We start from the raw sequence: 26,046 nt of genomic DNA, 5'->3' as shown, positions 1-26,046 counted from the left end.
TGTTTTATTCTAGCTAAACTATTATTAGTTAGACGTTAAAGCGGTTCTTTGTATAATGTGAAAAAAGTTATTCACCCTGTGAATTAACCTGTGAATAAAGGAAAAAAGTGTTTATTTTAGGAATTGACCCAGGCACCCGAAATTGTGGGTATGCCATCGTTAAAAAAGAGAAAAATAAGTTGGTTTTAATAGAAGCTGGGCTTATTAAAATTAAAGAAAAAATTCTTCAACATCAAATCATGGAATTGGTTGAAGGGCTTGATATTATTTTTAAACAGCATGTGATAGATGAGGTAGCAATTGAAGATATTTTTTATGCATTTAACCCTCAAACGGTTTTAAAATTAGCACAATTTCGTGGTGCATTAAGCCTTAAAATTTTGCAAGTTAAAGGTAATTTTAGTGAATACACCCCCTTACAAGTCAAAAAGGCAGTAACGGGCAATGGTAAGGCGCAAAAAGAGCAAGTGGCATTTATGGTAAAGAAGATTTTAGGGATTTTTCAAGAGATTAAACCTTTGGACATTACTGATGCTATTGCTATAGCCATTACACATGCCCAAAGGGTAAAAGTGAGTTAAGAAGGTTCTTGAATACTAAAGAGGTATTTGTGCTCTTCTGGGAGTGCATTATAGAGTGCATGGGCTAGATTTTGAATTTCCCAAAGCGCACTTTTATCGCTACGCAGGGTTAAAAAGTTTTGAAGGCTTCGTGCATTAATGGTCCAGGTAAGTTCTGTTTTATAGCTCTCTGGAAGGCAGTATTTTGCCTTATCGTTGCTAATGTTTTGGACAAGGACTAGACGAAGGTTTTCAAGTGCTTTAATGCTCATCTCATCAACCATCTCCACACCTGTTAAAACAAGGTATTTTTCAGCACGTTTTATATCTTTACATGTAAAGCTCTCTTCGTTTTTTAACTCCTTAAGCGTATAGCGTGTGGATTTGACAGAGAGTGATGCCATACGGTGACGGGAGAGTTCTTGTAAAAGCGCACGAGAGATTCCCTCAATGTAAAAGTTATAAACCAAATGCTCTAAGGTTGAAGCGTGTTTAAATTTATTGCCCACACGGTCAATCAGTTCTTTATCTTTTTGTCCACCCTCATCACTTTTATCAAAACTTTGCCAACACGTACGAATAGCATCAGCACAAATGAGAAGGGGAGTGTAGTGGTTGAGTGTAACTTTCATGTCAATGAGTCCCTTGTTTTTTTGGGACTCATTGTATTACATGTAAGCTAAAAATGCTATTTGAGTTGGAGCAGGGTGTTGAGCATTTCATCTGCTGTGGTGATGGTTTTTGAGTTGGCTTGATACCCTCTTTGAATCACAATGAGTTGCGTCAGTGAGCGTGATAAGTCGACGTTACTCATCTCTAATGAACTGGCTTGAACGGAGCCTTTTCCTGCTGTTCCTGCTTGCCCAAAAACAGGATCACCTGAGTTTGAGGTTTGAATATAGCAGTTACCCCCATCGCTGTCTAAACCTCCATTATTGGTAAAGCTTGCCATCGCAACTTGTGCAAGACCAAAACTTTTTCCATTGGTGAAAACACCAATAATGGTTCCATTCTCATCAATTTTAAGTTTTGATAAATCACCGCCTTCATAGCCATCTTGGGTAATATTTCCTGTGCTTGAGTCTTTATCAAAACTGGTAATACCATCGAGCTGCCCAACAGAGCCAAAATTAAGTTGAATAATTTGATTTGCACTCGAGCCATTATTGGCAGTAAACGTTAGGTTTCGTGGGGTGTAGGTGGCAAGAGAACCATCGGAATTAAAGTTAATGGAGCCTGTTACAACATTTTTAGGGCTTGCCCCTAAATTAATATCGCCTGGTTCAGCAACCGAAATGGTAACAGACCACTCCGTACCTCCTGTTGCATTAAAACCTGTTTTAGTGTATTGTAAACGAAGGGTGTGTTTGGAACCTAGTGAATCATACACTTCAGTTGTTGAAGCTAAACTTGCCATATAAAGGCTTTGTGTGCTTCTTGTTGCTGTACCACTAATTAATGTTCCATCAATGGAACTCATAATGGAAGTAAAACTTTTATTTGCCGAAATACCATTTGAGGTTAAGCTGGTTACTTTAAGGTTGAGAGGATAATCATCCTTAGATAAAAAATTTGTTCCCACGGCGAGCGTTGAATCGACGGTGGTTGATGGAAGAATAATATCCGTAGCACCACCTGCTGCTGTAGAGCCAAGAGGAAGGGTAATCAATCCTTCCGATGCCAAAATCGTAGCACCTGATGGAATGGTATCACCACCTGTATAAGCGGTACCAGCGATGGTGAGTGTTCCTGTATAGCTTGCTGGTAAGGTAATGGCTGCACCTAAGGTTGTACCTGCTGCTATTGTAACGCTGGATAAACTCAATGCTGTGGTAAGATCCGCTGCTGTGGTAGAGGTTGAGGTACCAACGGTTGAGCCTTGTGGTAGGGTTACATCGCTATCCAATACAGAACCTGCAGGAATAAAGGCACCATCCGCACCTGTTGGACCATATACAAAGGTTGTGGCACCTATGGTAACCGTTACATCAGAAAAAGGGTAAACATCTTCGCCAAAAATGGTTCCCTCTGCAAATAAAACATTACCATTTGCTAAAGCAGATGCTAAATAAGACGAAGATTTTGCAGCAGGCGCTACAAGCGTTGTCTCATCAATAATATCTTCATCATCTTCATTAAACGCATCCCCTGTTGGATTGGCAACAACAAATTGCCCTGCTGCATTAACGGTGACAGTAACCCCATCGTTTTTATCTGCAATACCATCACCCGTATAATCAACATGAAGCCTTGCATCTTTTTGCATGGCTTCTCGTAAATCTTCAGTAGTTGTAAAATAACGAGGATCTGAATCTAGCTCTGTATGGGTATTATTTTTAGGAGAACTGCTGTAGGTATACTGATAAGCGGTAATCACATTTAAGTCTTGAAAACCAGTTGCAGATATTAAACTGGCACTGGTTGCTGCGGGGTCTGTGTCTATATCGAGTTTAATATTTTTTGTTGATTCTGTCTCTCCATTAGCATTGGTATTGGTAAGGGTAATATCATTGCCTCCTGTAGGTGTTGCTACAACCCCCGTAATAGAAGTTTGGGCATTAATTGCGGCAGCAATTGCGGTTGCAACCGCATTGTCTCTATCCGCTGCAGTTGGATAAGAGGTTGCAGGTGTGGCAATATCTGCTGTGATTTTTGTACCATTTAGGGTCATAGTGATGATTGTGTTTGCCCCTGCTGCCGTTACTTCTATCTTTCGTGATGTTGCCTCTGCATAACTAATCCATGAACCTTGTCCATCTCTTAAGCTTAAGGCATCGCCATTGGCGTCAAAAAGAACCCCAAAGTCAACTCCTCGTTCATGGATTTTTGTATCGCTGTTAAAAATAGCATCAGCAGTATCGTCTTCATTATGCACTTCAGTATTAGATTTAATGCCATCATTATTGCTGTCCACCCAACCGCTGTTAGAATCTAGGGAGTAGATAGCGGTTTTATTGGTACCAACACTGATGCCTGAATCCAGATTGGCTTTAACGGAAACCAAAGAAGTCGCTTTTGCAGGGGTAGTAAGACCTGGGGTAATTAAAATATTAGTAATCGGTGAGGTATTGTCAATTAAGCCTGTGGTTTCATCTTTGAGCCAACCTTGAACAATATAACCGTTGGCATCCACAAAGTTACCATTGGCATCAAAATTAAAATCACCGTTTCGGGTGTATTTGTAGGTGACGCCTTTATCGGGAGAGACAACAAAAAAACCATCCCCACTAATAGCAAGGTCGGTGTCTTTGTCGGTGGTTTCAATGGAACCTTGTTCAAAAATCTTTGTGACGGTACTTACTGTTGTTCCCAAACCAATTTGCATGGAGTTTTGACCACCCAAATTTCCTTGTGGTGAGGTCGCAATAGAGACCGTTTGGCTTAAAAGGGTTGAAAAGTTTGCACGTGAATATTTATACCCTTTGGTGTTAACGTTTGCAATGTTGTTAGACTCAACATCCATCGCAACTTGGTGTGCTTGTAATCCGGTAACGCCGGCCCAGAGTGCTCTCATCATAGCGTATCCTTTGTCTCTCTTTTGATAAGTTTTGTATTTAGTAAAAGCAATTTTTATTCCATGTTACTTTTTGTTTATTAAGCTTTCATGTTAATGGCATTTTTTAGCAGTTCATCACTGGTGGTAATACTTTTAGCACTCGCACCAAAGGCTTTTTGAACCACGATAAGTTCAGTTAAAGCAGTGGCAAGGCTTACGTTGCTTCCCTCTAATTTTTTACTGTAAATTTTTGTTCCTAAAAAACTCTCACCGTTGTCGTCAGTGTAAAAAAAGGCTTTACCACTGTTAGCAGATTCGGAGAAAAGAGTGGAAGATTGGGCTGTTAAGCCTTGATCATTTTGAAAATGATAAACGGCAATCTTAGCCACAGAAGAGCTTTTGCCGTTGCTAAAACTTGCGACAATATTGCCGTTGGTATCCACAGCATACCCTGTTAAAAAACCTTCTAACGTACCATTAGAACTTGAAGTATTGGATTTTGATATATTGGCATTGGAGACCATACCGTCGTATCCGCCAACTGAACCCAAATTAAGACTAAGGGCAGTGCCTCCATTGTTGAGTGTGGGCATAGTGTTACTTGCCAAAGAGCCATCAGCATTAAAGGTTAATACACCTGTTTGGGTATCGATAATTTCATAAACTTTATTAGCCGTTTTATCAACGTAGTATTGCGTGGTGTCGTATGTTTTTGAGGCATCGTACGTTTCATAAAAACTGTAAATATTTGCCGTGGCGTTCCATGTGGTTTCTGTAGAGGTTTGGGGTACGACTTTGGTAAAAGTCATATCTAAAGTATCTTTATCACCATCAGGACCAATGATTGTCATACTAAAATGTTTTTGGGTAGCGACTTCTTGTTCTGTTTGGAGGGTCGCAGATGTAACGGTAAATCCACTGCTTAAATCGTATGTACTCACATCATGGCTGTTAATGTTCCATGCTAAATTTTCATCTAACTCAGCGGTGAGTGAGAGTTTATTGCCACTGGCATCTTGCAGTACAACATTGACAATATCTCCTTTTTTAGGGTTGAGTGCAGCGGTCGTATTAGCAGTTGTACCACTCAGGCTTAGGGTTTTAGCTGTCGTATCAAGGGTTTGGGTTGGATAGTCTGTGGTATCTAAATTGAGCGTGACATTGTCCACATTAATGGTTGGGTCTAAATTAGCACCATACGAAGCAATGGTTGTAGCAACAGGGTGATAATACAAATGATTGGGTAGATTGACAATGCCTTGTGTACCAATAGTCCCAAGTGCAACATTGTTGAGCGCTGTAATGCTGTAAGGAGTCACCGAAGTTACGGTGCCATTGTTGTAGTATTGACCAAATTGTGCCAAAGTATCTGCGTCTAGATTGGCTGGAGTTATATTATTGCCTAATGTAGCAAGAAGGTAGTTGCCATTGCCATCGACCAAATTTCCATTGGCATCAAGTGAAAAACTGCCTGCACGGGTGTAGTAGGTATTGCCATCTGCACCTTGAACACCAAACCATCCTTCGCTTCCAAGCGCAAGATCAAAGGTATTGTCCGCATCTTGAAGGATGCCTTGTGACATATCTAATGCTGTGGTAAGGCTTTGTGCTCCCATGCCTACCCCATTGGAGTAGCTGTTGTACGTTCCTATAAGAATAGAGGAAAACAAAGAGGAGACCTCCGCACTGCTTCCTTTGTACCCGTTGGTATTGACATTGGAAATATTATTGCCAATGACATCCATATAAAATTGGCTGGTTTTAACACCTGATACGCCATTATAAAAGGAGCTATTCATACACTATCCTTTTTATGCCAATGATTTATCATAAAATTCAAGCACTTCATCAATAGCATAATAGTAAGTGCCTAATTTAACATAGGCTGCACCATCAATGTAGCGTACGGATTCTACAGGGTAAGTTCCTGATTGGGTTGTTTTTAAATCGCCATTGCTATCGGTGTACGTCACGGTTGCACCATACGTGCCATCAGCAAGTTGATTACCATCATTATCCACACCATCCCAATTAAAGGCAACCACACCGCTTTTACCTTTAGTAGATTCGCTAATATCGATTGTCTTAACAGTCTTGCCATCAGTATCTGTAATGGTAAGTGTCCCTTTTGCAATTTCAGTGGGAAAATAAATTTCAAAATTGGAAGCTTTATCTTTAAGCGTAATGGCAGAACTTCCTAAACTTGCCATCTGTCCAATAACACCAATGGCACTAAAATTGGTATTGGCGGCCAATTGTTCAGAGAGCTTTTCAAGAGCGGTAGTGGTATTTTGCGATGCTTCAAGAGAAGAGAGTTGCGCTGTTTGGGTTAAGATTTTATCACTGTCCATTGGATCAGTGGGGTCTTGATGCTCCAATTCTGTGAGTAAGAGTTTTAAAAAATCATCGTTACTCAGGGATGATTTGGTTGAACTTGTTGTCGATGAGGTAGCCGTTGATGCGCTAGAACCTGTAATTAGATTTTCCCAACCTGTTGCCATAATAAATCCTTTATTTTTAGTTTAAACGTATTGAGGAATAACAATCTCTAAGAGTGTTGTTTCCTCTTCACTGGTTTCTGTGGTAAACGTATCGACGTTTCCACGACTGTTTTGTTTTTGATTTTGATGTGATTGTTCACTGTTTCTTTGATCGCTAAAATTCATCTCTAAATTGGTAAATCCCATATTAATGAGGGCACTTTTTACTTCGGCTTGATTTTGGGTAAAAAGTGACATCGTTGTTGTGTTAGACGAAATGTTTACATGTAAATTATTGCCTCGTGTAAGAAGCGTGACATCGACTTCTCCCAAATTTTTAGGACTAAGTGCTAATTCCACTTTCATAATAGGAGGTTTATAGGTTTCAATTTTTTCTTGTAAATCAGAAGCAAATTGATTTAGACTCTCTTTGAGGGTTGTGCTTTTTGTGTTTAGTTCTTGTTTAAAGGTTGTCTTAATATCGGTCTTATCAGTGGTGATGATTTGTGTTTCATCAGAAGTACTGGTGGCGGTTTCATCGACACTAAGGGTTGTTTTTTGTGTTTTTAACACCTCTTCTACAGCAACGTCATCCGTGTTTGTTTCTAACTTTACAGTTTTTAACATATTTTCAAGGGGTTTTGTCTCGTTTGTTTTAGGAGTTGTTTTGATCTCTTCGGACTTTAAACTTTGCCTTAACGGTTCTTCATCGGCTACAAATTCTGTTTTTAACACAGAATCATTCGCTACTTTTGCCACGTTTTTTTCTCTTTTTGCATCAAGTTCTGTTGTAAGCGCAGGGGCTATTTTTGCTGTGGATTCCTCATTGGACAGAGCTTCTGATTTCATTAAAGTTTCTGTTTTTATAACCGTTTCTGCTTTCAATGGAGCTTCTATTTTTTCTGTTTTATTTGGATTAAGAGCTTTTTGAATCATTGTTTCAAGGGGTGTGGTTTGTTGCTTTTCATTTACTGTTGAGGGTGTTGTAGCGATAGTGACAGATGACTCTTTGGTTGTATCCGTAGAAATTTTTTGGGTGCTTTCTTTTGCAATCAACTCACTTAAAATGGAGGGTGTTGGTTTAGATTCTGTTTTGGGTGTTTGCTTATCTAAAAAATTTATGACATTGTTGGTCAATGGTTTAATGAGCTCTTTTGTTTGGGTGTTATTTAACGCTACTTCAAGGTCATCAAAAAAAGCGTTTTCTTTTAGGGTAGAAAATTTTGTTTGAAGGCTTTGTAAACTCTCTTGGGAGACGGTTATTTTTTCCAAACCTAGATTGTATTTTTCAGAAAGGGCTACAAGTTCACTCACATTTTTCACGGCGGCAAACTCTTGACGTGTCGCTTCACTGGCGAGTAATTTATCTAAGGTAGGTGAGGTATTGAGTGTGGGAAAACTGGTTTGAGTGGAATCTTCTTGCAAACTTTGAATCACACTTAAAAGGTCTTCTAATAGATGTTCATCAATACTTTTAGCTTCTTGCGTAAGGATGGGTAAGTCGTTGGAAATAAGTTCAAGCGTGTCACTTGGTTCATAGGAATTTGCAGGCGATTCTTGTGTTAATTCACCCAATATGATTGAAAAAAAACTCTGTGCAAATGTGCTACTACCATCCTCATTGTTTGCAGAGATGGTGGCACTGTTGACAGGTGTTGCAAGGCTTAAAGGGTTACTTTGCGTCTGAACAAAAGCAAGAATATCGTACATCATACTGCCTTTTTATGCGTCTCATAGAGATAGTTTTGTATTCATTAAAAGCAATATTCGTTCCTTTTTGTATATAAAGGTTGAAAAATCTTTTACATGTAAGATTTTAGTCAGAACATGGTATAATCTAGCATAGTTACTTCTTCAAACCTACACCAATCACGTACGTTTTATTGAGATGTAAACCTTAAATTTCGAGGAGAATTTTTTGCAAGAGTTTAGAAATATTGCCGTGATCGCGCACGTTGATCACGGAAAAACAACCCTAGTGGATGAGCTGCTAAAGCAATCAGGTACGTACAGTGCGCACCAAAAAGTAGAAGAAAGAGCAATGGATAGCAACGATTTGGAGAAAGAACGTGGTATTACCATTCTTTCTAAAAATACAGCGATTCGTTATAAAGAGACTAAGATTAACATTATCGACACTCCAGGCCACGCCGATTTTGGTGGTGAGGTTGAGCGTGTTTTAAAGATGGTTGATGGTGTTTTATTGCTGGTTGATGCACAAGAAGGTGTTATGCCACAAACCAAATTTGTTGTTAAAAAGGCATTGAGCCTTGGACTTTGTCCGATTATTGTGGTCAATAAAATCGACAAACCTGCCGCTGATCCTGATCGTGTGATTGATGAAGTGTTTGACCTTTTAGTTGCTCTTGGTGCGAATGAACAACAACTTGAATTCCCCATTATTTACGCTGCGGCACGTGATGGTTATGCTAAATACAGCATGGATGATGAGAACAAAAATCTTGAGCCATTGTTTGAAACCATCATTAAGCATGTTCCAGCACCTTCTGGTAAAGCGGAAAATCCTCTTCAACTTCAAGTGTTTACCCTTGATTATGATAACTATGTGGGGAAAATTGGTATTGCTCGTATTTTTAATGGAACTATCAAGAAGAATGAGACAGTTATGCTTGCAAAGGCCGATGGTGAGCAAGTACGTGGACGTGTATCAAAATTGATTGGTTTTCATGGCTTGGATCGCATTGATATTAACGAAGCAGAGAGTGGTGACATTGTAGCAGTAGCTGGTTTTGAAACACTGGACGTAGGTGATAGTTTAGTTGACCCTGCTAATCCTATGCCACTTGATCCTTTGCACATTGAAGAACCGACCCTCTCCGTTGTGTTTGGTGTTAATGATTCGCCATTTGCAGGACTTGAGGGTAAATATGTTACTTCAAATAAACTTGCAGAACGTCTTGAATCTGAGATGAAAACAAACATTGCGATGAAGTACGAGTCTGAGGGTGAGGGTAAGTTTAAAGTTTCAGGACGTGGAGAACTTCAAATTACCATTTTGGCTGAAAATATGAGGCGTGAGGGTTTTGAGTTTTCACTTGGTCGCCCTGAGGTTATTATTAAAGAAGAAAATGGTGTAAAAATGGAACCATATGAGCATCTTGTGATTGATGTTCCTGATGAATTCACGGGTGCGGTTATTGAGAAATTAGGTCGCAAAAAAGCAGAAATGAAAGCGATGAACCCAACAGGTGATGGGCAAACCAGAATTGAGTTTGAAATTCCTGCTCGTGGTTTGATTGGTTTTCGTGGACAATTTTTGACCGATACCAAAGGTGAGGGCGTTATGAACCACTCCTTTTTAGAATTCCGTCCTTTAAGTGGTGAAGTTGAACACCGTAAAAATGGCGCATTGATTTCTATGGAGACAGGTACTGCGATGGGTTACTCACTCTTTAGTTTACAAGAGCGTGGTATTTTATTTATTGATGTACAGGTAAAAGTCTACGCAGGTATGATTATTGGTGAACATTCACGTCCAAACGACTTGGATGTCAACCCCATCAAAGGTAAGCCACAAAGTAACGTAAGAAGTAGTGGAGCAGATGAAGCAATTAAGCTTGTGCCACCTCGAAAAATGAACCTTGAATTAGCGTTAGAGTGGATTGAAAATGACGAATTGGTAGAGGTCACACCAACCAATATTCGTATTCGTAAAAAATACCTTGACCCAACCGTACGTAAGCGTATGAGTCGTTAAACTATACTTTACATGTAAAAAGATTTTGCCACGAATATGTGGCAAAATCACTGCTATTTACTCTTTTTTTTAGTTCAAATCAATTTTTAGTTTTTAGGGTGTTCATAAGGATTATACTTTTCTTATGGTTTTGCCGATATGCTATGGCAGATACAAACTTTGAAGTGGAGCAGAGATGTTTAATGAACGATTGCTTAAAATTTCACTCGCTTTTATAGCGCTTCTTATCCTTTTTGGAATTTTTATGCTTAATTATGCGTTGAAAGATGATGATTCACGTTCATCGTATGAAAATATACCCCAACAAAAGAGTGCTAAGCGAAGTACCAATGCAAATGAGGTTAGTTTGGATACGATTTATATCAATATTAAATCCCCAAAATTTAAAATTTTAAAAGCAGATATTGCCCTTGAGATGAAAAGTGCTGAGTCTAAAAAAGCGTTGCAAGGAAATATGCAAAACGTACGCAATGTAATGTTACGCTATTTAAATGAAATGGAAGCAAAAGGCTTGGAAACCAATGAGGGGAAAGACCGTCTTAAAGAGGAGTTGATAACACTTTTGGAGGAAAATTTTGGTTACGATGTTGAACGTATTTACCTCAAAAATTTTATTCTTTCCCCTTGAAAAAGAGCAGGCTAATATACGCCAATAGTGCTACAACACTTGCATATAAATAAAGATATTCCCCGTAAAAATAGCCTGCTATGAGGGCTCCTACAAATCCACCTAAACCAAATGAAATACCATAGTAAAACTGAGCTGCAAGTTTTTTATGCGCATAAAGGGTGTATAAAAGGCTAAGGGCTGCTGTGTGATGCAAAGCAAAACTAAAGGCATGGAAGGATTGTGAAAGGTAAGAGATAAAGAGCGATGAGGGAAAAGCAAAGAGTAAAAACCATCGTATGGCGGTGCTAAAGATGCTAAAGCGCACTAAATTTAAAAGGGTAAAACGCTTTAAAATAGGGGCTTGAAAATAAAAAAGCACAATTTCGCAAACCACTCCAAATGCCCATAAATAACTGGTGGTCTCTAAACTAATACCGTGTGCCGTTTCGTAAATCGTAAAGAAATTATAAAAAGCACCAAAACTAACTTGCATTAAAAAAAGAGCTAACCAAAAATAACTTACATGTAAAAGATTAAAAGGCTCATTCTCTGCTGTTGACGTTGTAAAATTGACATTATTGTGGGTTAGCCAAAATGCAAAAAGCGCTGTAAGGACTATAGCGCAGATGAGATAATGCAGACCATTGGTGTAATCATCTAAATGACGTGCTAGGACAATAGCAATCAGCATAAAGCCTAAGGACCCAAAAAGGCGTGATTTTCCGTAGCGCTCTTTTTGGAGATGCTCCATGGCATAGGTCTCAATGTAGGGTAAAATGAGACCTAATGAGGCACCTAGAAGCATGTTGGGTACCATAAAGAGGTAAAAATTATGAATACTTCCATAAAAGAGAAATACCGCACAAATCGCTCCAAGGAGTGCACCATAAAAAGTCTTTTGTGTGAGTTTGAAATGTTTAAGAAAGAAAAAAGGAACGATAAAACGCATGAGTGGCGCAAGGGCAAAAATGGTACCAATTTGCAAAGCGCTGTAACCGAGTATTTGAAGAATTTTGGGCATGAAAATAACATACACCCCTGTTACGACAAAATAAAAAAAGAAAAAACCAGAGATTTTAAAAAAAATCATTTGCAAAGGGGTGCAGTATGGCTTAACACATCATACAAGGCACGTCTGTCTTTACGAAAAAGTGGTACAAGAAGTCCAAAAAGGGAAGCTGTAGTTATAACCATCATGCTATAACGTAAAAAAATACGTTGCCATGAAGGTGTTTTAAGGGAGGATAGCTCTTTGAGTTCTATCTCATAGGCTTTGTAGCCAGGGGTTTGTCCCTTACGTACTAAGAAGAGGGTAGTAATGAGACCATAGGAGAGTAAAATGATTCCCCATCCCATTCCCATATGTTCTGCAAACCCTTCACGAGAACCAAAAATAAAGTAAAAAACACTGTATAAAATAGGCATTAAAAGCATAAAAGAATCAACAATAAAGGCTTTTAAACGTCTGGAAAAGGGTGCGATGACGTAAAGAGGTTGTGTGCTTTGCACCTCTTTTTTAACGCCTTTTTTAGACTCTCGCCATCGCATAGGCTCTTAATTTCCCCTGCTACCAGGTTTATGAGCCACACTGCCTTCTTGACACAAAGGGCACTCACTAGGCTCATAAATATCAAATTCAAAATCTGCTAATGCAAAAAATGGGGCATCGTTTGGAAGTTTACATGTAGGTTTTGCACTCACAGTACTTCCTACCCGCTTGCAAAAACCACGGTTAGCAAGGGCTGCAAAACCGACAATCTCTCCGCCCATGCTCTGCGCTACTTTGGCCGCTTCAAGGGCAGAACCGCCTGTGGTGATAATATCTTCACAGACAAGAATTTTTTCACCTTTTTTCACTTCAAAGCCACGGCGAATGGTCATTTCGCCATTGACACGTTCTGCAAAAATAAAGCGTTTGCCAAGTGCGCGTGCTAACTCATAGCCTGCTAAAACGCCTCCTAAGGCAGGAGAGCAGATGGTGTCTATTTCAATACCGTGTGCTTCAATCATCTTTGCCAATTCTACGGCTAAGGTCTCAGCGACTTTTGGGTCTTCTAACACCTTAGCGCTTTGAAGGTAGTAACGTGAGTGCTTACCACTGCTGAGGAGAAAATGTCCTTCTAAAAGGGCATTGGCATCTTTGTATATTTGTGCTACGTCCATTCAAAACCCTTTAAATTTTAAGTAATTCAGCTTCTTTTTCTTTGACCAAATCATCGACTTTGGAAACCGTGGCATCGGTGATTTTTTGGACTTCATCTTGACCTTTTTTGGATTGATCTTCCGTGATGAGTTTGTCTTTTTCAAGTTTTTTCACTTGATCGTTGGCATCTTTACGTACGTTTCGAATGGCAATTTTTGCTTTATCGCCCATAGATTTTGCTTGTTTAGCGCCCTCTTTTCTTTGCTCACTGGTCATTGGAGGAAAGAAGAGTTTAATGCTCTCACCATCATTGTTGGGATTGACACCAATGTTTGCTTGCATAATGGCTTTTTCAATTTCTCTGAGCATTTTTTTCTCCCATGGAGAAATGGTAATGGTGGTTGCATCGGTTGCTAAAACCGTTGCAACTTGACTAAGACCTGTGGGTGTTCCATAATAATCGACGTGAATGTTATCTAAAATCGTGGTAGAGACTTTTCCGCTACGAATGGTCATAAAGTCACGTTTAAGTGCTGCAATACATTTTTCCATATGCTCTTTTTGTTCTGCATATACTTTATTTAGTTCCATAGTTATCCTTTACAAGTAGTTTCGTTGAAATTTTATTGCCCACCGAGATCATGATTCGTGTGCGCTCTTTGATGGCAATTTTATTTAGGTTTGTTTTAAAAATACCCTCACTCAGTGTGAGTTCTTCATAGCCATACCCACTAATGTACATGCCCCCTTTTGATGCCGTCATTTTTACCTTTACATGTAAAGAAGTAAGCGTGTTGTTGTTTGAAAGCATCAAAGGTTCAATCCATTCACTCTCAAGCGCTTTATAGTTTAAAAATCCTGCTAAATCGCTTTTTCCAACAAGGGCAGATCGGTCTAAATCCAATGGGTCGCTAAAAGATGCAACCGCTCCCATGTTTTGGTTTAAAATGGCTTTAAACCCAAACGAGGAAGCGATAGCTTTGATTCGGGGTGAAAATTCCCCAAAAGGATAAGAAAAATAGCGTGGTTTAAAACCTAGGCGTTTTTCAAAGAGTGCCAAACCCTCTTCAAAATCTTTTGTTAATGCATCATCGCTTAGTTCGTGCATATGGGGATGGTTTAACGAATGAAACTCTAAAGAGCCATACTTGGTCGTTTCACGTAGCTGTTCCCAGCTCATAAAATCACCGTATTTCTTTTCAGTTGCACCCACATACACAAACAGTGAAAAAGGGTAGTTGTATTCTTTAAAAAGGGCTAAGCCATGCTCATAAAAACTTTTATAATTATCATCAATGGTTAAAACCACCCAGTTGTCTGGGATGGCTTCTTTGTTGTAAAGCGCATCAACCAATCTTTCCAATGGAATGACTTCATAGCCATGTTTTTTAAAATAATCAAATTCTTTGCGAAGCTCTTCAAGGCTTGTATTGGTTGATGGGTGTCTGGTATCGTTAAAACGATGATAGACAAAGATATGGGCATCTGCCCATACCATAACACTTAAACACAGGACAATCCAAAAAGATTTCATAACAGATTATTTAAGGGTTGGAGCTTCAGGAGCAGCAGGTGCTACGGGCATTGATGTGCTAGGATTGGCAGGTACAACGCTTTTTTCAATTTTAATCTCTTCAGCCAAAGAGACTTTTCGGTCTTGATTATAAAAGTAGCCCAGTGCCAGTGTGTTTGCAACAAAAACAATAGCCAAAATAAAGGTAAATTTTGCCATAAATCCAGCTGGTCCTTTTGCACCAAAAAGGGATTCATTGCTTCCACTGTATGCGCCAAGACCAATAGAAGAGCTTTTTTGAAGCAATACGGCAATGGTTAAAATAGCGGTTAAAATAAACTGAAAAACCAGCAAAACGGAGGTGATCATTCGTCATATCCTTTGTTTTCAAAATAGTGTAGAACTAAGGATTATATCTAAAATGGATTAAAAAATCGCTAAAGCATTTTTTCTTGCTAAAAATCCAATGAAACCTCATCCATACAATGCTTAGGTAAGAAGTGTTTGGCATAGTTTAGATAGAGCCCAGAGGTGTAGAAAAAACGAACCAAGTCTTCATCAATCTCTCCCTCTTTTGCCATCGTATAGAGAATTTTCATTGCTTTTGAAAGAGGCATACCCTCTTTGTAGGGGCGATCGTGTGCGGTTAAGGCTTCAAAAATATCGGCAATAGCCAAAATACGTGCTTCAAAACTGATTTCATCTCCTTGCAGTCCTTGAGGATAGCCTTTTCCATTGAGTTTTTCATGGTGATTTCCTGAAATCTCAGGGATTCTTTGGTATTTTTTAGGAAAAGGCAGACGGTTTAAAATATCAACACTCAATTTTGCATGGGCATTAATAATGTCACGCTCTTCTTTGGTTAGGGTTCCTCTTTGAACGCTTAAATTATACGCCTCATCCTGTGTTAAAAGTATATAGGTCATACCATCAATATTCCATGGTTCTTGTGCCATAGATTGTATGGATGCTCTATCTTCATCGTTCGTAAATTCCACGCCAGTGTTGCTTCGTTGTATCAGGTGCCAATAAGACTCCAGCAAGGATTCCTTAATAGATTTTTCTTCCAAAGAGAGTTTGCCCTCTAAATACGCAATATGCAATGCTTTTTGAATCAGTGCAAACCGTGTTTCAATAAGCCCTATGCGATCAAAAAGTGTTTCAAGCTTACATGCTTTATCTATGATTTGCTCAGGCGTTGCTAATTTACCGATGTCATGCATTAAGGCTGCAAAATTAATCTGTTTAATTTCTTCAGCACTAAAGTGTTTGTTGGCATAAACTGTTTGATCTTCATTGATAGCTTCTGCAAACATAACACTTAGCCTTACCATACGTTGAATATGCCCAGCAGAATAAGGCGATTTTTTGCTTATGGCGAAAATAATGCTTTTTAAAAAAGACTCCAAAAGGGTCTCAAGTCCTTGAATAAGAGAGGTGTTGGTAATAGCAATCGCTGCTTGTGAGGCAAGAGAGAGGGTTATCTTTTCATCTTCGCAATCAAATGGGATTACATTGTGCGTGTTATAATCGTATTTATTAATCAGTTGCAAAACACCAATAATCTCTTTTTCATGGTTTTTCATAGGAATCACAAGCATGGATTTTGAGCGATACCCTGTTCCCTTGTCAAATTGCTTTGTTCCCTCAAAAGAGAATCCCACAGCTTCATAAACATCAGGAATATTGATTAAACGATCTTCTAGGGCACACGTAGCGGCTACCATGGTTTTATTGGGGGTGCTATCTTCAAGGTAGAGCGGAAGTGGTAGCCACGAGATGGCATCACTGGTTCCTCCCATCTTAATGTGTAAAGAGTCTGTTTGAATGACTTTAAAGTGTAAGGCATGATTATCCAGTAAATAAAGTGTTCCTCCATCGGCATTGGTGAGATTTTTAGCTTCGGTGACAATCATTTCTAAAAGAACATCAAGGCTTTCATTGGCAGAGAGTGCGGTACCAATTTCGGTGAGCTTTTGAACACGCTTATCGTTTTTAGATGTGTGCAGCGCTTGTTGCAAGGCTCCTGAAGCAAGGTCTATGCGTTGAGCATCTTTTAAAATCATTGTTTCACCAATTCCTATTGCAGCAAGTTCTTGGGTAATTTGTTCTGTGTAGAGTGATTTGAGGTGGTTCACATAGACTTTGAGTTCGGTGCGCTTAAGGTGGCTCATCTCTTCTTTGAGAAAGGCGGGGGTGAGGTGTTTGCTTGTTGTTGCGATGTTGACAAAATGATTAGGAAAGGAGACATCTATTATCAGGGCTTTGATATGGGGCATTTCATTGAGGCGTTTCCAAAGTGCTTCATTGCGAAAGGTATCGCCTGAGAAAAGAACACCGCTTCCTTCTTGCTCAATGAAGTAGCCACAACACGGTACAGAATGGTTTGCTAAAATAGGGGTGAGGGTAATGCCCTCTTCAATGGCATAGCTTTGCTGCAGGTCTATCTCAACATAGGTAATGGCAGGAATGTGCGTATTGGGAAGGTAAAGCTGACTAAAATCAGGCCATAAAACATCATTAAAAAGATGTTTTTTTAAGGCTTCAAGGGTATGAGGAAGTCCATATAAGTAGAGTGTTTCCGTGCGTTTACTAAAAAAATGGTCAATCACAAAAGCCGTATCAATAATATGATCCAAATGGGCATGTGAGAAAAAAATACGGTTTACATGTAAAGCCTCTTCGCCTAAGGCATGGATGATATTTCCCGCATCAATCAAGGTGTGTTGATTAACATAAATACATGTGGTAAAGGCCTCTTTTGATCTGCTCCCTTGCGAACCTAAAATGCGAATAGAGCTCATGGTTATCCTTTGCTGGTATGTATAAATACCCCGTTAAATGCTACAGGGGGAAAGGCACAGTAGTGCTCACAGCGTTCTCGATAAAGTGTATAAATGCCTTCATTGCTTTTATTGGGTTCTTGCTCAAGGGTTTTAAAACGGTGCAGGGCTTCTTCAAAGCGAGCCTCTTTATACAGGGCAATGGCTTCGTGATAGGAGGTCAGTTCTTTTTGAAGCGCTTCGTAACTTTGTGGATAAAGAGGTTCTTTTTGAGGTGTGTTAAAATCATGAATTTGCCATAATTCAACAGGCTCATTTTTGCCTTTGACGGTGACCAAATCTAAAAACCGAAGGATATAATCACCCTCAAGCTGTGCTTTTGTGAAATGAGAGATAATAAGGCGTGCATGGTAATATTTACATAAAGACTCTATGCGAGAGCCTAGATTGATGGTATCGCCAATAACGGTATAATCGCTTCGATTTTCTGTTCCCATCTCCCCCACCACCGCAATACCTGTATTAATACCAATGCCTATGTCAATAATAGGCATTGCCTTTTCCTCAGCCATGGCAGCAATCGTTGAAAACTCAGGATTTTCTTTTAGTTTGGCATTTAGCGTAGGGAGGTAATGGAGTTGCTCTAAAGCACTGATGATTGCTTTATCGGCGTGGTTATAGGTGTCAACAGGGGCATTCCAATAGGCCATAATGGCATCCCCAATAAATTTATCCACCGTACCTTCGTTACGAATAATGATTTGACTCATCGGATCCATATAGGCGTTTATGAGGTGTATCAGCGATTTTGGGGAGCTTGACGCTTCTGAAAGAGCTGTGAAGCGACGTATATCGGAGAAGAAAATGGTAATTTCTTTTTCAATACCTTGTAAAACAGTCTCACCCGAGGTTAAAATACTCTCCATAACCGCAGGGCTGACCTTGCTTGCAAATTTATGTTTAATCAGCTCTTTTTGTTTGATTTCAAGAAAGTAGTTGATCACCTCTCCTATGATAAAGAGGCTATTCATCGCCAGTATGGGGATAACGGTGTTGAAAAGTATGCCATAATCGACCATACTAGCGTAATGGACTCCTATGAGAAGTGTGTTGAGGACAATAAGGGTTATAAAACTCAGCATGGCACTAGGAAGCAGTAAAAGAGCAAAGACAAGCAGACACAGAAGCGTGATACTAAGAAGATCAACACCCCATGTCCACACGGGTTTTGCGATATGGTCTTGATGCAAGATATTATCAATGGCATTGGCATGCACTTCTACCCCAGCATAAACACTCTCAAAAGGGGTACTGCGAAGGTCTAAAAGTCCTGCAGCAGAAGTTCCAATAAGCACAATTTTATCCTTTACATGTAACGCATCGACCTTTTTCGTGTAAACATCTATGGCGGGGATGTATTGATAGCTGTGTTGGCTACCACGATAATTGATCATCATACGCCCAAAGAAATCGGTGGGGATACGGTGTTCTCCTAAAGCAATATGCTCCATGCCTTGTTCATCATACTGAATATGAATCTGTTTTTCCTCCAAGGCAATACGTGCTATTTCAAGACTCAAGGAAGGATAGATGATGCCATCGTATGCCATGATTAAAGGGATGCTTCGTACCACACCATCGCTATCGGGGATGGTATTAAAATAGCCACTTGAGTAGGCGGCTTCTTGAAGGGGTGGAATATTAAGAATAGGACGATAGGGTTTTAGAAGTGATGAGAATTCAGGGCGGTTGTGCTCTAGGATTATTGCTGCGGATTTTGGAATGCCTTTGGGCTCAATGGCATCTGGATTTAAGGCGAAAACATAACCTAAAATGGTCGGTGTTTGTGCGATGGTTTGTGCAAAAAGTGCGTCATAATCAAGCAGATGCTCAAAAGGCAATCCCAATGTTTTAACAACGCTTTGAGGTGAGCTTTTGTCTGCTTCTGCAAAGACAACATCCAATCCGATAATGCTAGCACCTAAGTCATTGAGATTTTGTAGAAGGGTCGCCATCATATCTCTGCTCCATGGCCATTGCCCTAAAGTATGAAGGCTTTTCTCATCAATATCAACAATAACAATATTGGTATCCCCTTTGATTTCACCTCTGCTTTGGAGCATTAAATCTTTTATTTTATACTCAAAGGGTTGCCAAAATGAAGGAAAATAGAGAGACACCATCACCGCTCCTATGATAATAAAAAGGGTGGCGATGCCGTGTGCCAAAGTTTTTTTCATGGGCTAAAAACTTTTAATGTAGTTTAACCCAACCGTTTTTTTGGAATACTCATACGGTTCTTGTGTTGATTTTTGATCCTTATAGCTTAGGATTGCATTGAGGCTTGAGGTTTTACTCAGGGCATAGCTCAAGCTTGCACTGTAGGTGTTTTCTTTATCTTTGCGATGAGGATTGTTAAATCCAAAATCTTTTACATCATAATCTTTATCTTCATAGGCGTAGTAGAGTGAGCCTGTAAGCTGTCTCATCAGCTCTTTGGAAGCTTCTATTTTATGTGTCCATGTGTCTGCGTCGACATTTAGTCCTGTTCCTCGTAGTTTATGACTCTTTTCATAGCTACTCCCAATACTGAGAATAATAGGGTCATCTCCAAAAGAGCGTTTATAGGTAAGTGCCCATAGGTGAGCATTGGCATCGAGGGTATCATCATCACTGTAAGCAGTTCGCTTCAGGGAAACACTAGGGAGCAACATCGATTTTTCATCTATCAGATACGTTCCTTCCATACCTGCTTGAAGTACTTTTGCATAGCCTTCCCCTGAGAGGTAAACACGATCAAAACTGATGGGAAATCCAATTCTATAAGCGTTTTGCGTCCAATAGGGTTTTGTGCTCAGTGAGACAAGCGCAAGGTTATTGTCTTGAATATGGCGATTCATCTTGAGATAAAAAAGAGCATTGGATTCGACCAACCAATCTCCTCTTTGACCTATATCATAGATATTCGTAAGCCCTGCACTGGTGTACATGTAGGTATCGCTTTTTTCTTTATCTGAATTAATGGGAAAACTCAAATAGTTAAATTGTGACATGCCCGTATTGTTTGCATTGCTATCGTGTATGACGCCAATACTCACACTAGCAAGCCATGCAGTTTTAGTGAGTTTTTGTTCTAAATTGGCTTTAAAAGATTCAACATTATTTTTAACATCAAAAGGTAAATTCTCCATCAGTACAGACTTGATTTCAACACTGGCTTGTTCGTATTGCCCTGAAATATAATAAATACGGGCAATTTCAAGTTTCGTACGTACATGATTGGGATCAAGTATGAGTACCCTATCAAATGCCGCTAAAGCTTCATCGTATTTTTGAAGCTCTATGGCGCATAAGCCTAAATAGAAGTGCACTTGGGCATGAGTTGCCATTTCGCCACTCAACGTATCTAGTAAATCATAGGCTTTGTCATACTCTTTTGCTTCAAACCCTTTTTTTGCTTCTTCAAAGCGTTGCTCATAAGGCGTGCCTGCTACAAGAAGGCTACTGGTTAGTAAGCTGAGCAGTACTTTTGGCAGTGTTTTCATTATCGTACCGCCTTAAAGACACCTACGGCTTTGTTGGTACAGCTATCGCCACACGCTTGGATGGTTCCGCCAATGGCTTGCGCATTGGCACCAAAAAATTGCCCATGGATTGAGCCATTACTCACATCTATTGTTCCGCCATTGGTGCCCAATGAGGTCTCAAAACTAAATCCACTTGACGTGATGGAGCTGGTATTGGGTTTAAGCACCCAGTTATCTCCTGCACTGGAACTGAACGTAATAGAACTAGCACTGTTTATGGTTGAGGTGGAGCCAAAGTTAAAAATTAAATTGACATTTGAGGTATCGGTATTAATTGCATTCCATGACGAGCCAACATAGGTTTTTCCTAACACTTTCCCTGTATAGGTATAGGTTGTGTTATGGGTCATTAAGGCTTCAATTTTACTCTCAGGCGTACGGGTAGAACCTGCTACCCAATAATTTTCTGTCTCTAAATCAGGGTTGTTTTCATCCAATTGGGTTGTGCCCCAAACGCCCCATGAAAGGTACTGCGATGCTGTTGCATCGGTGCTTGTTGCGGTACCAAAGTAGCCTAGTGAGTTTGCGGAATCAACAAAACCGACACGAGCGAACAATTGGTCGTGGCTGTATGTTGCAAAGTTAGGTGCATAATCGTCCTGTTCAATGTAGGTTGCTAAATCAATGTAGGTTACAACAACATTACCATGATTTATAAATGCGTGGGCTAGTCCACCTGTGGGTGTGCCGAGTCCATAAACTAAATCAAGATCAGGATTAGGCACATACATCCCCCCTGTGGTTTGGGCGGTAGAGCGATGGATACTAAAGTCTAATAGGAAATAAGGGAAGTCATTGGTATTGGGTGTTGCAAGTCCTTGAAGTGTTAGTGTGCCTGTTCTTATTTTTGGGGCATTGTAATGAGTTTTTGCACGGTTTTCATTGTTGGTGTCCTCTACCGAATCAAGCGTATTAGGCAAGGGTGAGCCTGAAGGGTTTTGTGCTAAAAATTCACTAAAAAAAACCTCTCTTGTTTCTTGCGGTGGTGTTGGGTCTTGGTTTAGTGGAATGGCAGTAAATTGACCTGCTGGAACTTCAACGGTAACACCTGTATGGCGAGACATCACGAGAATACGCCCACGCAAACACGCAATGATATCTCCTTCATCTCCTGTTTCGCCTCTTATGATGGTACCTCGAATACCAATGGTCGCTGTTTTGGTTTCAAGTTGAAAATTTTCAGGAGCTTTTTTCCCAATGGCACCAGTGATGGTTTTAAAGGTGCCTTGATTAAATTTAAACTTTGCCTTCGGCTGTGTGGATTCATGAAGGTATTCTTGAATATCCATAACCGTAGAACTACCTAAAGTAATAACGGTTTTATCTTCAAAAATAAGTTGAATTTGACTTTTCGCTTGTGTGTGAATGACATCATGCTCTTCTATAAGCGCACCGTTAGAGAGTGCTACGGTGTTTTGATGACGCAACGCAAGAGCTTCTCCTTTAAGAAGCGACACTTTTCCAATAGATGCCCAGACTTGTGTGCTTGCAATAAGCCACAGTGCAATTACTAAACGCCCCCATTTAGACATGCAAGACCTTTGTGTGAGAAGTATGGTTTATTGTATGAAAAGATTTCTTAAAAGAATGTAGGACTCTTGATACTTTTCTTTACATGTAAGTTTAAAAGTCACTTTTTAGCCATTTGGGGGTATAATTTTTTTTAAAAAAAAGTAGGTATTTTAAGACAGATGATAGCAAAACACATTCAAGAATTTTCAAAAAATGCTTACTGCTACGATGCTTATACCTCATTACAACAAGAAGTAGCACACTATTTGGTTTCACATATTAGCACACAGCCTCAGAAAATTTTAGATTTGGGATGTGGCAGTGGAGCTGTTTTTAAGAATATTTCATGGCCTTTTGAACGCTTTATTGGGGTTGATTGTGCCATTAATATGTGCAACCTTCATCCGAAGTCTTCAAACGTAAAACTCATGTGTGAGCGTTTTGAATCATCGCACCTTTTTGAGACACACTACGATCTCATCCTCTCTTCGTCTGCTTTACAATGGGCAGATGATATTGTAGCGTTGATTCACAAAATTGCTTTGTCCTGCAAAGAGGGTGCTTTTGCTATTTTTACCGATAAAACCTTTGATACGCTGTATTCAATGAGTGGCTTAAACCGTTTTTTGCCAAATGCTCAAGCCCTTATTTCGCTTTTTGAAACTCTCTTTACATGTAAAGTAGAAACCAAAACCTTTCGTCTATATTTTGAAGACAATCTTTCAAAATTCCGTCACATTAAAAAAAGTGGTGTTAGTGGAGGGCAAAAGCAGTTAAGTGTTACACAAACCAAAGCATTGATTACTCATTATCCTTATGACTATCTTGAATATGAGGTACTTTTTGTTTGGGGATTTCCTAAATAAACTTACAATGTATAATCTACACTTATAAAAGAACATCTACTTTCTTATTTAAACTTAAATAAAAAAATTGACCCTAATTTATTTTTTTTGGTTTTTTTGATGAAAATACTTCATGAAAGGTTTAATAAATTTAACCTTTTTAAGAATAAAATGCCAAAAAAATAGAAAAAATACCTCTTATCAAATGCCCATCAATTCGATATTTTACACTATTTATATACCTTTTGTTCATTTTTTTTTACCTTTTGTAAGTTCTTTCTAAGATTTTACCTTTACAATGGATGTTACAAGATATGCGTTAAAAGTGTTGTTTAGCGTTTAAAGCTTAAGAGCCAAAGAGAATAAGGAGATGCAATGAAAGTAGAGATCTCACGAAGGAGATTTCTTCAAGGAAGTGTCGCACTAAGTGTTGTGGGTGGAACCGCACTAAGTAGCACATCCATTTTAGCAAACTCAGATAAGAAACCTGAAAATTTGCTGATGAAGGAAGTTCCAACCATTTGTGAAATGTGTGTGAATAAATGCGCTGCTATTGCGCATGTTAAAAATGGCATTGTCACCAAATTAGAACCTAACCCTCTTTTCCCAAAATCACGTAATATGTTATGTGCTAGAGGGGCTGCTGGTATTCATGCTGTGTATGATCCTGATCGTCTAAAATATCCTTTAATTCGAGCAGGAGAGCGAGGCGATGGTCAATACCGTCGTGTATCATGGGATGAAGCTTATGCATACATCCAAAATAAATTGGTGAAAATTTTAGATGAGGAAGAGGATAATCGCTCCTGTATTGGCTATTGCGCAGGTGAGGGCTTGGCAGAGCATACCTTTAAAACATTTATGGCAGATAAATTTGGTTCTTCTAACTTTTTAAATCACTCAACTATTTGTTTGCAAACGGCTGTTTCTGGCTACACCTTAACCATTGGTGGGTATGGTCAAGCTGATTTAGAAAATGCCAAATATGTCATTATGGCAGGAGCTAACCGTGCAGAAGCGATTTTAACCCCTGATACAATGGATATGTTTAAACGCACACGTGGCAGAGGCATGAAGCTTGTGGTGGTTGATCCTCGCTATACCAATACCGCCATGCACGCAGATACCTATTTACCAATCCGACCTGGTACGGATTTGGCGTTTGTTTTAGCATTGACGTATGTGGCAATTAGCACGAAGAGCTACAATCGTACGTATGTCGCTAAGAATTTTGTTGATTTTGATAAATATGAAAAACATATCCTTGAGGGTGGTTATACCCCTGAGTGGGCTGAAAAAATTACAGGCATTTCTGCTTCAGAAATTCGTAAAATAGCGCATGATTTTATGGCACATGCCCCACAATCTGTTTATTATCAAGGCAGACGGACTACGTGGTCAAAAAATGATTTTCAGCTACGACGCGCTATGGCGCTTTTTACGGCGCTAGGTGGAGGCATTGATGTTAAAGGTGGTATCGTTTTTGGTAAAAAATTGCCTTTAGGTGATCATGCCGTGAGTGCGCCGATGTATGCCAATGCACAGCCTCGTATTGATAAAAATGTAGCAGCTGTTGTGGGTGCTACAGGTTCATGGGTGGGGTGGAGAAATATGGTAGCAGAAGGTAAAACACCGTACCCGATTCGAGGTATGTTTGTTTATAAACAAAATCCAATGCTCTCTGTTCCAAATTCTGCAAAAACACGTCAAATGTTTGAAAAAATGGATTTGGTTGTGGTGATTGATACGATGCCAAGCGATACAGCAATGTTAGCAGATGTTATTTTACCTGAGTGTACGTATCTTGAGAGAGAAGACCCTGTTCAATCGTTTGCAGGAGTTGAGCCTGCCATAATTTTGCGTGAAAAGGTCATTGAGCCTATGTACGAGACAAAGCCTGTCAATGACATTATGCGTGAGTTAGCACAAAAATTGACACAGCCACTGTGGGAAATTACCAAAAAATATGATGAAGATGTACAAGAGGCGATTGAAGAAGAGGATGAACAGAGCGTTTTTGAAGAGGGTGGCTTTGATTTAGCAGAACCATTTATGCACTCTCAAGAAGAGACCAATCATCATATGGTGGTGAGTAAATACGGAGAAGATGCATGGAAAATTTTGAGAGAAAAAGGGGTGTTTTATCCTAATATGCTTACCTATTTCAAAAAAATAGATAACAATACCTATGAGTATTATCCAAAAGATAAAAAATTCTATTCTGTTTTGAAACTAGAAGAAGAGTATGACCCAGAAGCGTATTTACATGATTTATGTGTCAATCCAACGGATATTGCAGAGTTAAAGCGTTCTTTTAATACTCCAAATAAAAAAGTTGAGTGTTATCTTTCTAGTATGGTTGCTCGAAAAATAGACCCTATGCCAACGTGGCATGATGAAGAATATGTCAAAGTTCCTGAAGGAAAATTTAAATTTATCACAGGCAGACATGCGCAATTTACACAAAGTTCAACAGCGAATAATATTATGCTTTTAGAATTAATGCGTGAGAACTATTTATGGATTAATGATAAAGAAGCTCAAAAATTAGGTATTCGCTTTGGTGATAACATTGAAGTAACAAGCAGTGTTGGTCAAGTACGCATTAAAGCCTATCCAACACCAAAAATTGTTCCACAAACGGTATTTTATATTCATGGCTTTGGTGCAAAATCAGATGGATTAACCTTTGCACATCGCAATGGAGCAAGCGATAATGAAATTATTGAAGATACGATAGAGCCAGTTCATGGTTGTGCCAATATGCATGACACGCTTGTAACGCTGAGGAGGGTGTAA

Annotated in this window: 20 protein-coding genes; 5 read left to right on the top strand and 15 right to left on the bottom strand. The window is 39.4% G+C overall.

Going from position 1 to position 26,046, the window contains the following annotated elements:
- The first annotated feature begins 107 nt into the window (after nt 1-107).
- Nucleotides 108-581, top strand: a complete 474-nt coding sequence (ruvC, locus tag SULBA_RS12670; protein ID WP_014770690.1) for a crossover junction endodeoxyribonuclease RuvC — start codon at nt 108-110, stop codon at nt 579-581.
- Here ruvC and thyX read toward each other — a convergent pair.
- From thyX to SULBA_RS12645, 5 genes are all read right to left on the bottom strand, one after another.
- Nucleotides 578-1,192, bottom strand: a complete 615-nt coding sequence (gene thyX, locus SULBA_RS12665; RefSeq protein WP_014770689.1) for an FAD-dependent thymidylate synthase — start codon at nt 1,190-1,192, stop codon at nt 578-580. The two genes, ruvC and thyX, sit on opposite strands and share 4 nt — an antisense overlap.
- A gap of 56 nt (nt 1,193-1,248) precedes the next feature.
- Complete coding sequence (gene flgE, locus SULBA_RS12660; protein WP_014770688.1) at nt 1,249-4,077, bottom strand: flagellar hook protein FlgE; 2,829 nt, start codon at nt 4,075-4,077, stop codon at nt 1,249-1,251.
- Nucleotides 4,078-4,154: 77 nt separating this feature from the next.
- Nucleotides 4,155-5,855 (bottom strand): flagellar hook-basal body complex protein, encoded by a 1,701-nt coding sequence (locus tag SULBA_RS12655; RefSeq protein WP_014770687.1) that lies wholly within the window; start codon nt 5,853-5,855, stop codon nt 4,155-4,157.
- 12 nt (nt 5,856-5,867) lie between these two features.
- Nucleotides 5,868-6,557 carry a flagellar hook capping FlgD N-terminal domain-containing protein gene (locus tag SULBA_RS12650; RefSeq protein WP_014770686.1) on the bottom strand — a complete coding sequence of 230 codons (690 nt, stop codon included), beginning with the start codon at nt 6,555-6,557 and terminating at the stop codon, nt 5,868-5,870.
- A 21-nt stretch (nt 6,558-6,578) separates the two neighbouring features.
- Nucleotides 6,579-8,246, bottom strand: a complete 1,668-nt coding sequence (locus SULBA_RS12645) for a flagellar hook-length control protein FliK (RefSeq protein ID WP_014770685.1) — start codon at nt 8,244-8,246, stop codon at nt 6,579-6,581.
- A gap of 208 nt (nt 8,247-8,454) precedes the next feature.
- Between SULBA_RS12645 and typA the strand changes: the two genes are divergently transcribed.
- Together typA and SULBA_RS12635 are read left to right on the top strand one after the other, a co-directional pair.
- Entirely contained in the window at nt 8,455-10,254 is a 1,800-nt protein-coding gene (gene typA, locus SULBA_RS12640) for a translational GTPase TypA (protein WP_014770684.1), read from the top strand.
- A gap of 175 nt (nt 10,255-10,429) precedes the next feature.
- Nucleotides 10,430-10,882 carry a flagellar basal body-associated FliL family protein gene (locus SULBA_RS12635; protein ID WP_014770683.1) on the top strand — a complete coding sequence of 151 codons (453 nt, stop codon included), beginning with the start codon at nt 10,430-10,432 and terminating at the stop codon, nt 10,880-10,882.
- Here the strand turns inward: SULBA_RS12635 and SULBA_RS12630 are convergent.
- The 10 genes from SULBA_RS12630 to SULBA_RS12585 all read right to left on the bottom strand — a co-directional run bounded on the left by SULBA_RS12630 (nt 10,866) and on the right by SULBA_RS12585 (nt 22,422).
- Complete coding sequence (locus SULBA_RS12630; protein WP_014770682.1) at nt 10,866-11,954, bottom strand: MFS transporter; 1,089 nt, start codon at nt 11,952-11,954, stop codon at nt 10,866-10,868. The genes SULBA_RS12635 and SULBA_RS12630 overlap by 17 nt on opposite strands.
- Entirely contained in the window at nt 11,951-12,412 is a 462-nt protein-coding gene (locus tag SULBA_RS12625) for an RDD family protein (protein ID WP_014770681.1), read from the bottom strand. Before SULBA_RS12625 ends, SULBA_RS12630 begins: the two co-directional genes overlap by 4 nt.
- Before the next feature lie 6 nt (nt 12,413-12,418).
- The gene (gene pyrE, locus SULBA_RS12620; protein ID WP_014770680.1) at nt 12,419-13,027 is read right to left on the bottom strand and encodes an orotate phosphoribosyltransferase; all 609 of its coding nucleotides are present in this window, start codon (nt 13,025-13,027) and stop codon (nt 12,419-12,421) included.
- A gap of 10 nt (nt 13,028-13,037) precedes the next feature.
- On the bottom strand, nt 13,038-13,598 hold the full coding sequence (gene frr / locus SULBA_RS12615) for a ribosome recycling factor (RefSeq protein WP_014770679.1): 561 nt from the start codon (nt 13,596-13,598) through the stop codon (nt 13,038-13,040).
- Nucleotides 13,585-14,541 (bottom strand): polysaccharide deacetylase family protein, encoded by a 957-nt coding sequence (locus SULBA_RS12610; RefSeq protein ID WP_014770678.1) that lies wholly within the window; start codon nt 14,539-14,541, stop codon nt 13,585-13,587. The genes frr and SULBA_RS12610 overlap by 14 nt, the downstream gene beginning before the upstream one ends.
- A gap of 6 nt (nt 14,542-14,547) precedes the next feature.
- A complete protein-coding gene (gene secG / locus SULBA_RS12605; protein WP_425353015.1) occupies nt 14,548-14,886 on the bottom strand; it encodes a preprotein translocase subunit SecG in 339 nt (112 codons plus the stop codon).
- Nucleotides 14,887-14,975: 89 nt separating this feature from the next.
- Complete coding sequence (locus SULBA_RS12600; RefSeq protein WP_014770676.1) at nt 14,976-17,324, bottom strand: HD domain-containing phosphohydrolase; 2,349 nt, start codon at nt 17,322-17,324, stop codon at nt 14,976-14,978.
- Nucleotides 17,325-17,326: 2 nt separating this feature from the next.
- Entirely contained in the window at nt 17,327-19,543 is a 2,217-nt protein-coding gene (locus SULBA_RS12595) for a CHASE2 domain-containing protein (RefSeq protein WP_014770675.1), read from the bottom strand.
- A gap of 3 nt (nt 19,544-19,546) precedes the next feature.
- The gene (locus SULBA_RS12590) at nt 19,547-20,848 is read right to left on the bottom strand and encodes a tetratricopeptide repeat protein (RefSeq protein ID WP_014770674.1); all 1,302 of its coding nucleotides are present in this window, start codon (nt 20,846-20,848) and stop codon (nt 19,547-19,549) included.
- Entirely contained in the window at nt 20,848-22,422 is a 1,575-nt protein-coding gene (locus tag SULBA_RS12585; protein ID WP_014770673.1) for a FecR family protein, read from the bottom strand. The genes SULBA_RS12590 and SULBA_RS12585 overlap by 1 nt, the downstream gene beginning before the upstream one ends.
- Before the next feature lie 159 nt (nt 22,423-22,581).
- On the opposite strand from SULBA_RS12585, the gene SULBA_RS12580 reads away from it, so the two are divergent.
- A complete protein-coding gene (locus SULBA_RS12580; protein ID WP_014770672.1) occupies nt 22,582-23,268 on the top strand; it encodes a methyltransferase domain-containing protein in 687 nt (228 codons plus the stop codon).
- Between the two features lie 354 nt (nt 23,269-23,622).
- Nucleotides 23,623-26,046, top strand: a complete 2,424-nt coding sequence (locus tag SULBA_RS12575) for a molybdopterin-containing oxidoreductase family protein (RefSeq protein ID WP_014770671.1) — start codon at nt 23,623-23,625, stop codon at nt 26,044-26,046.

The sequence above is a fragment of the Sulfurospirillum barnesii SES-3 genome, assembly GCF_000265295.1.
GTDB lineage: Bacteria > Campylobacterota > Campylobacteria > Campylobacterales > Sulfurospirillaceae > Sulfurospirillum > Sulfurospirillum barnesii.
The sequence above is the reverse complement of the archived record's forward strand: the minus strand, read 5'-3'. Positions and strand labels throughout refer to the sequence as shown.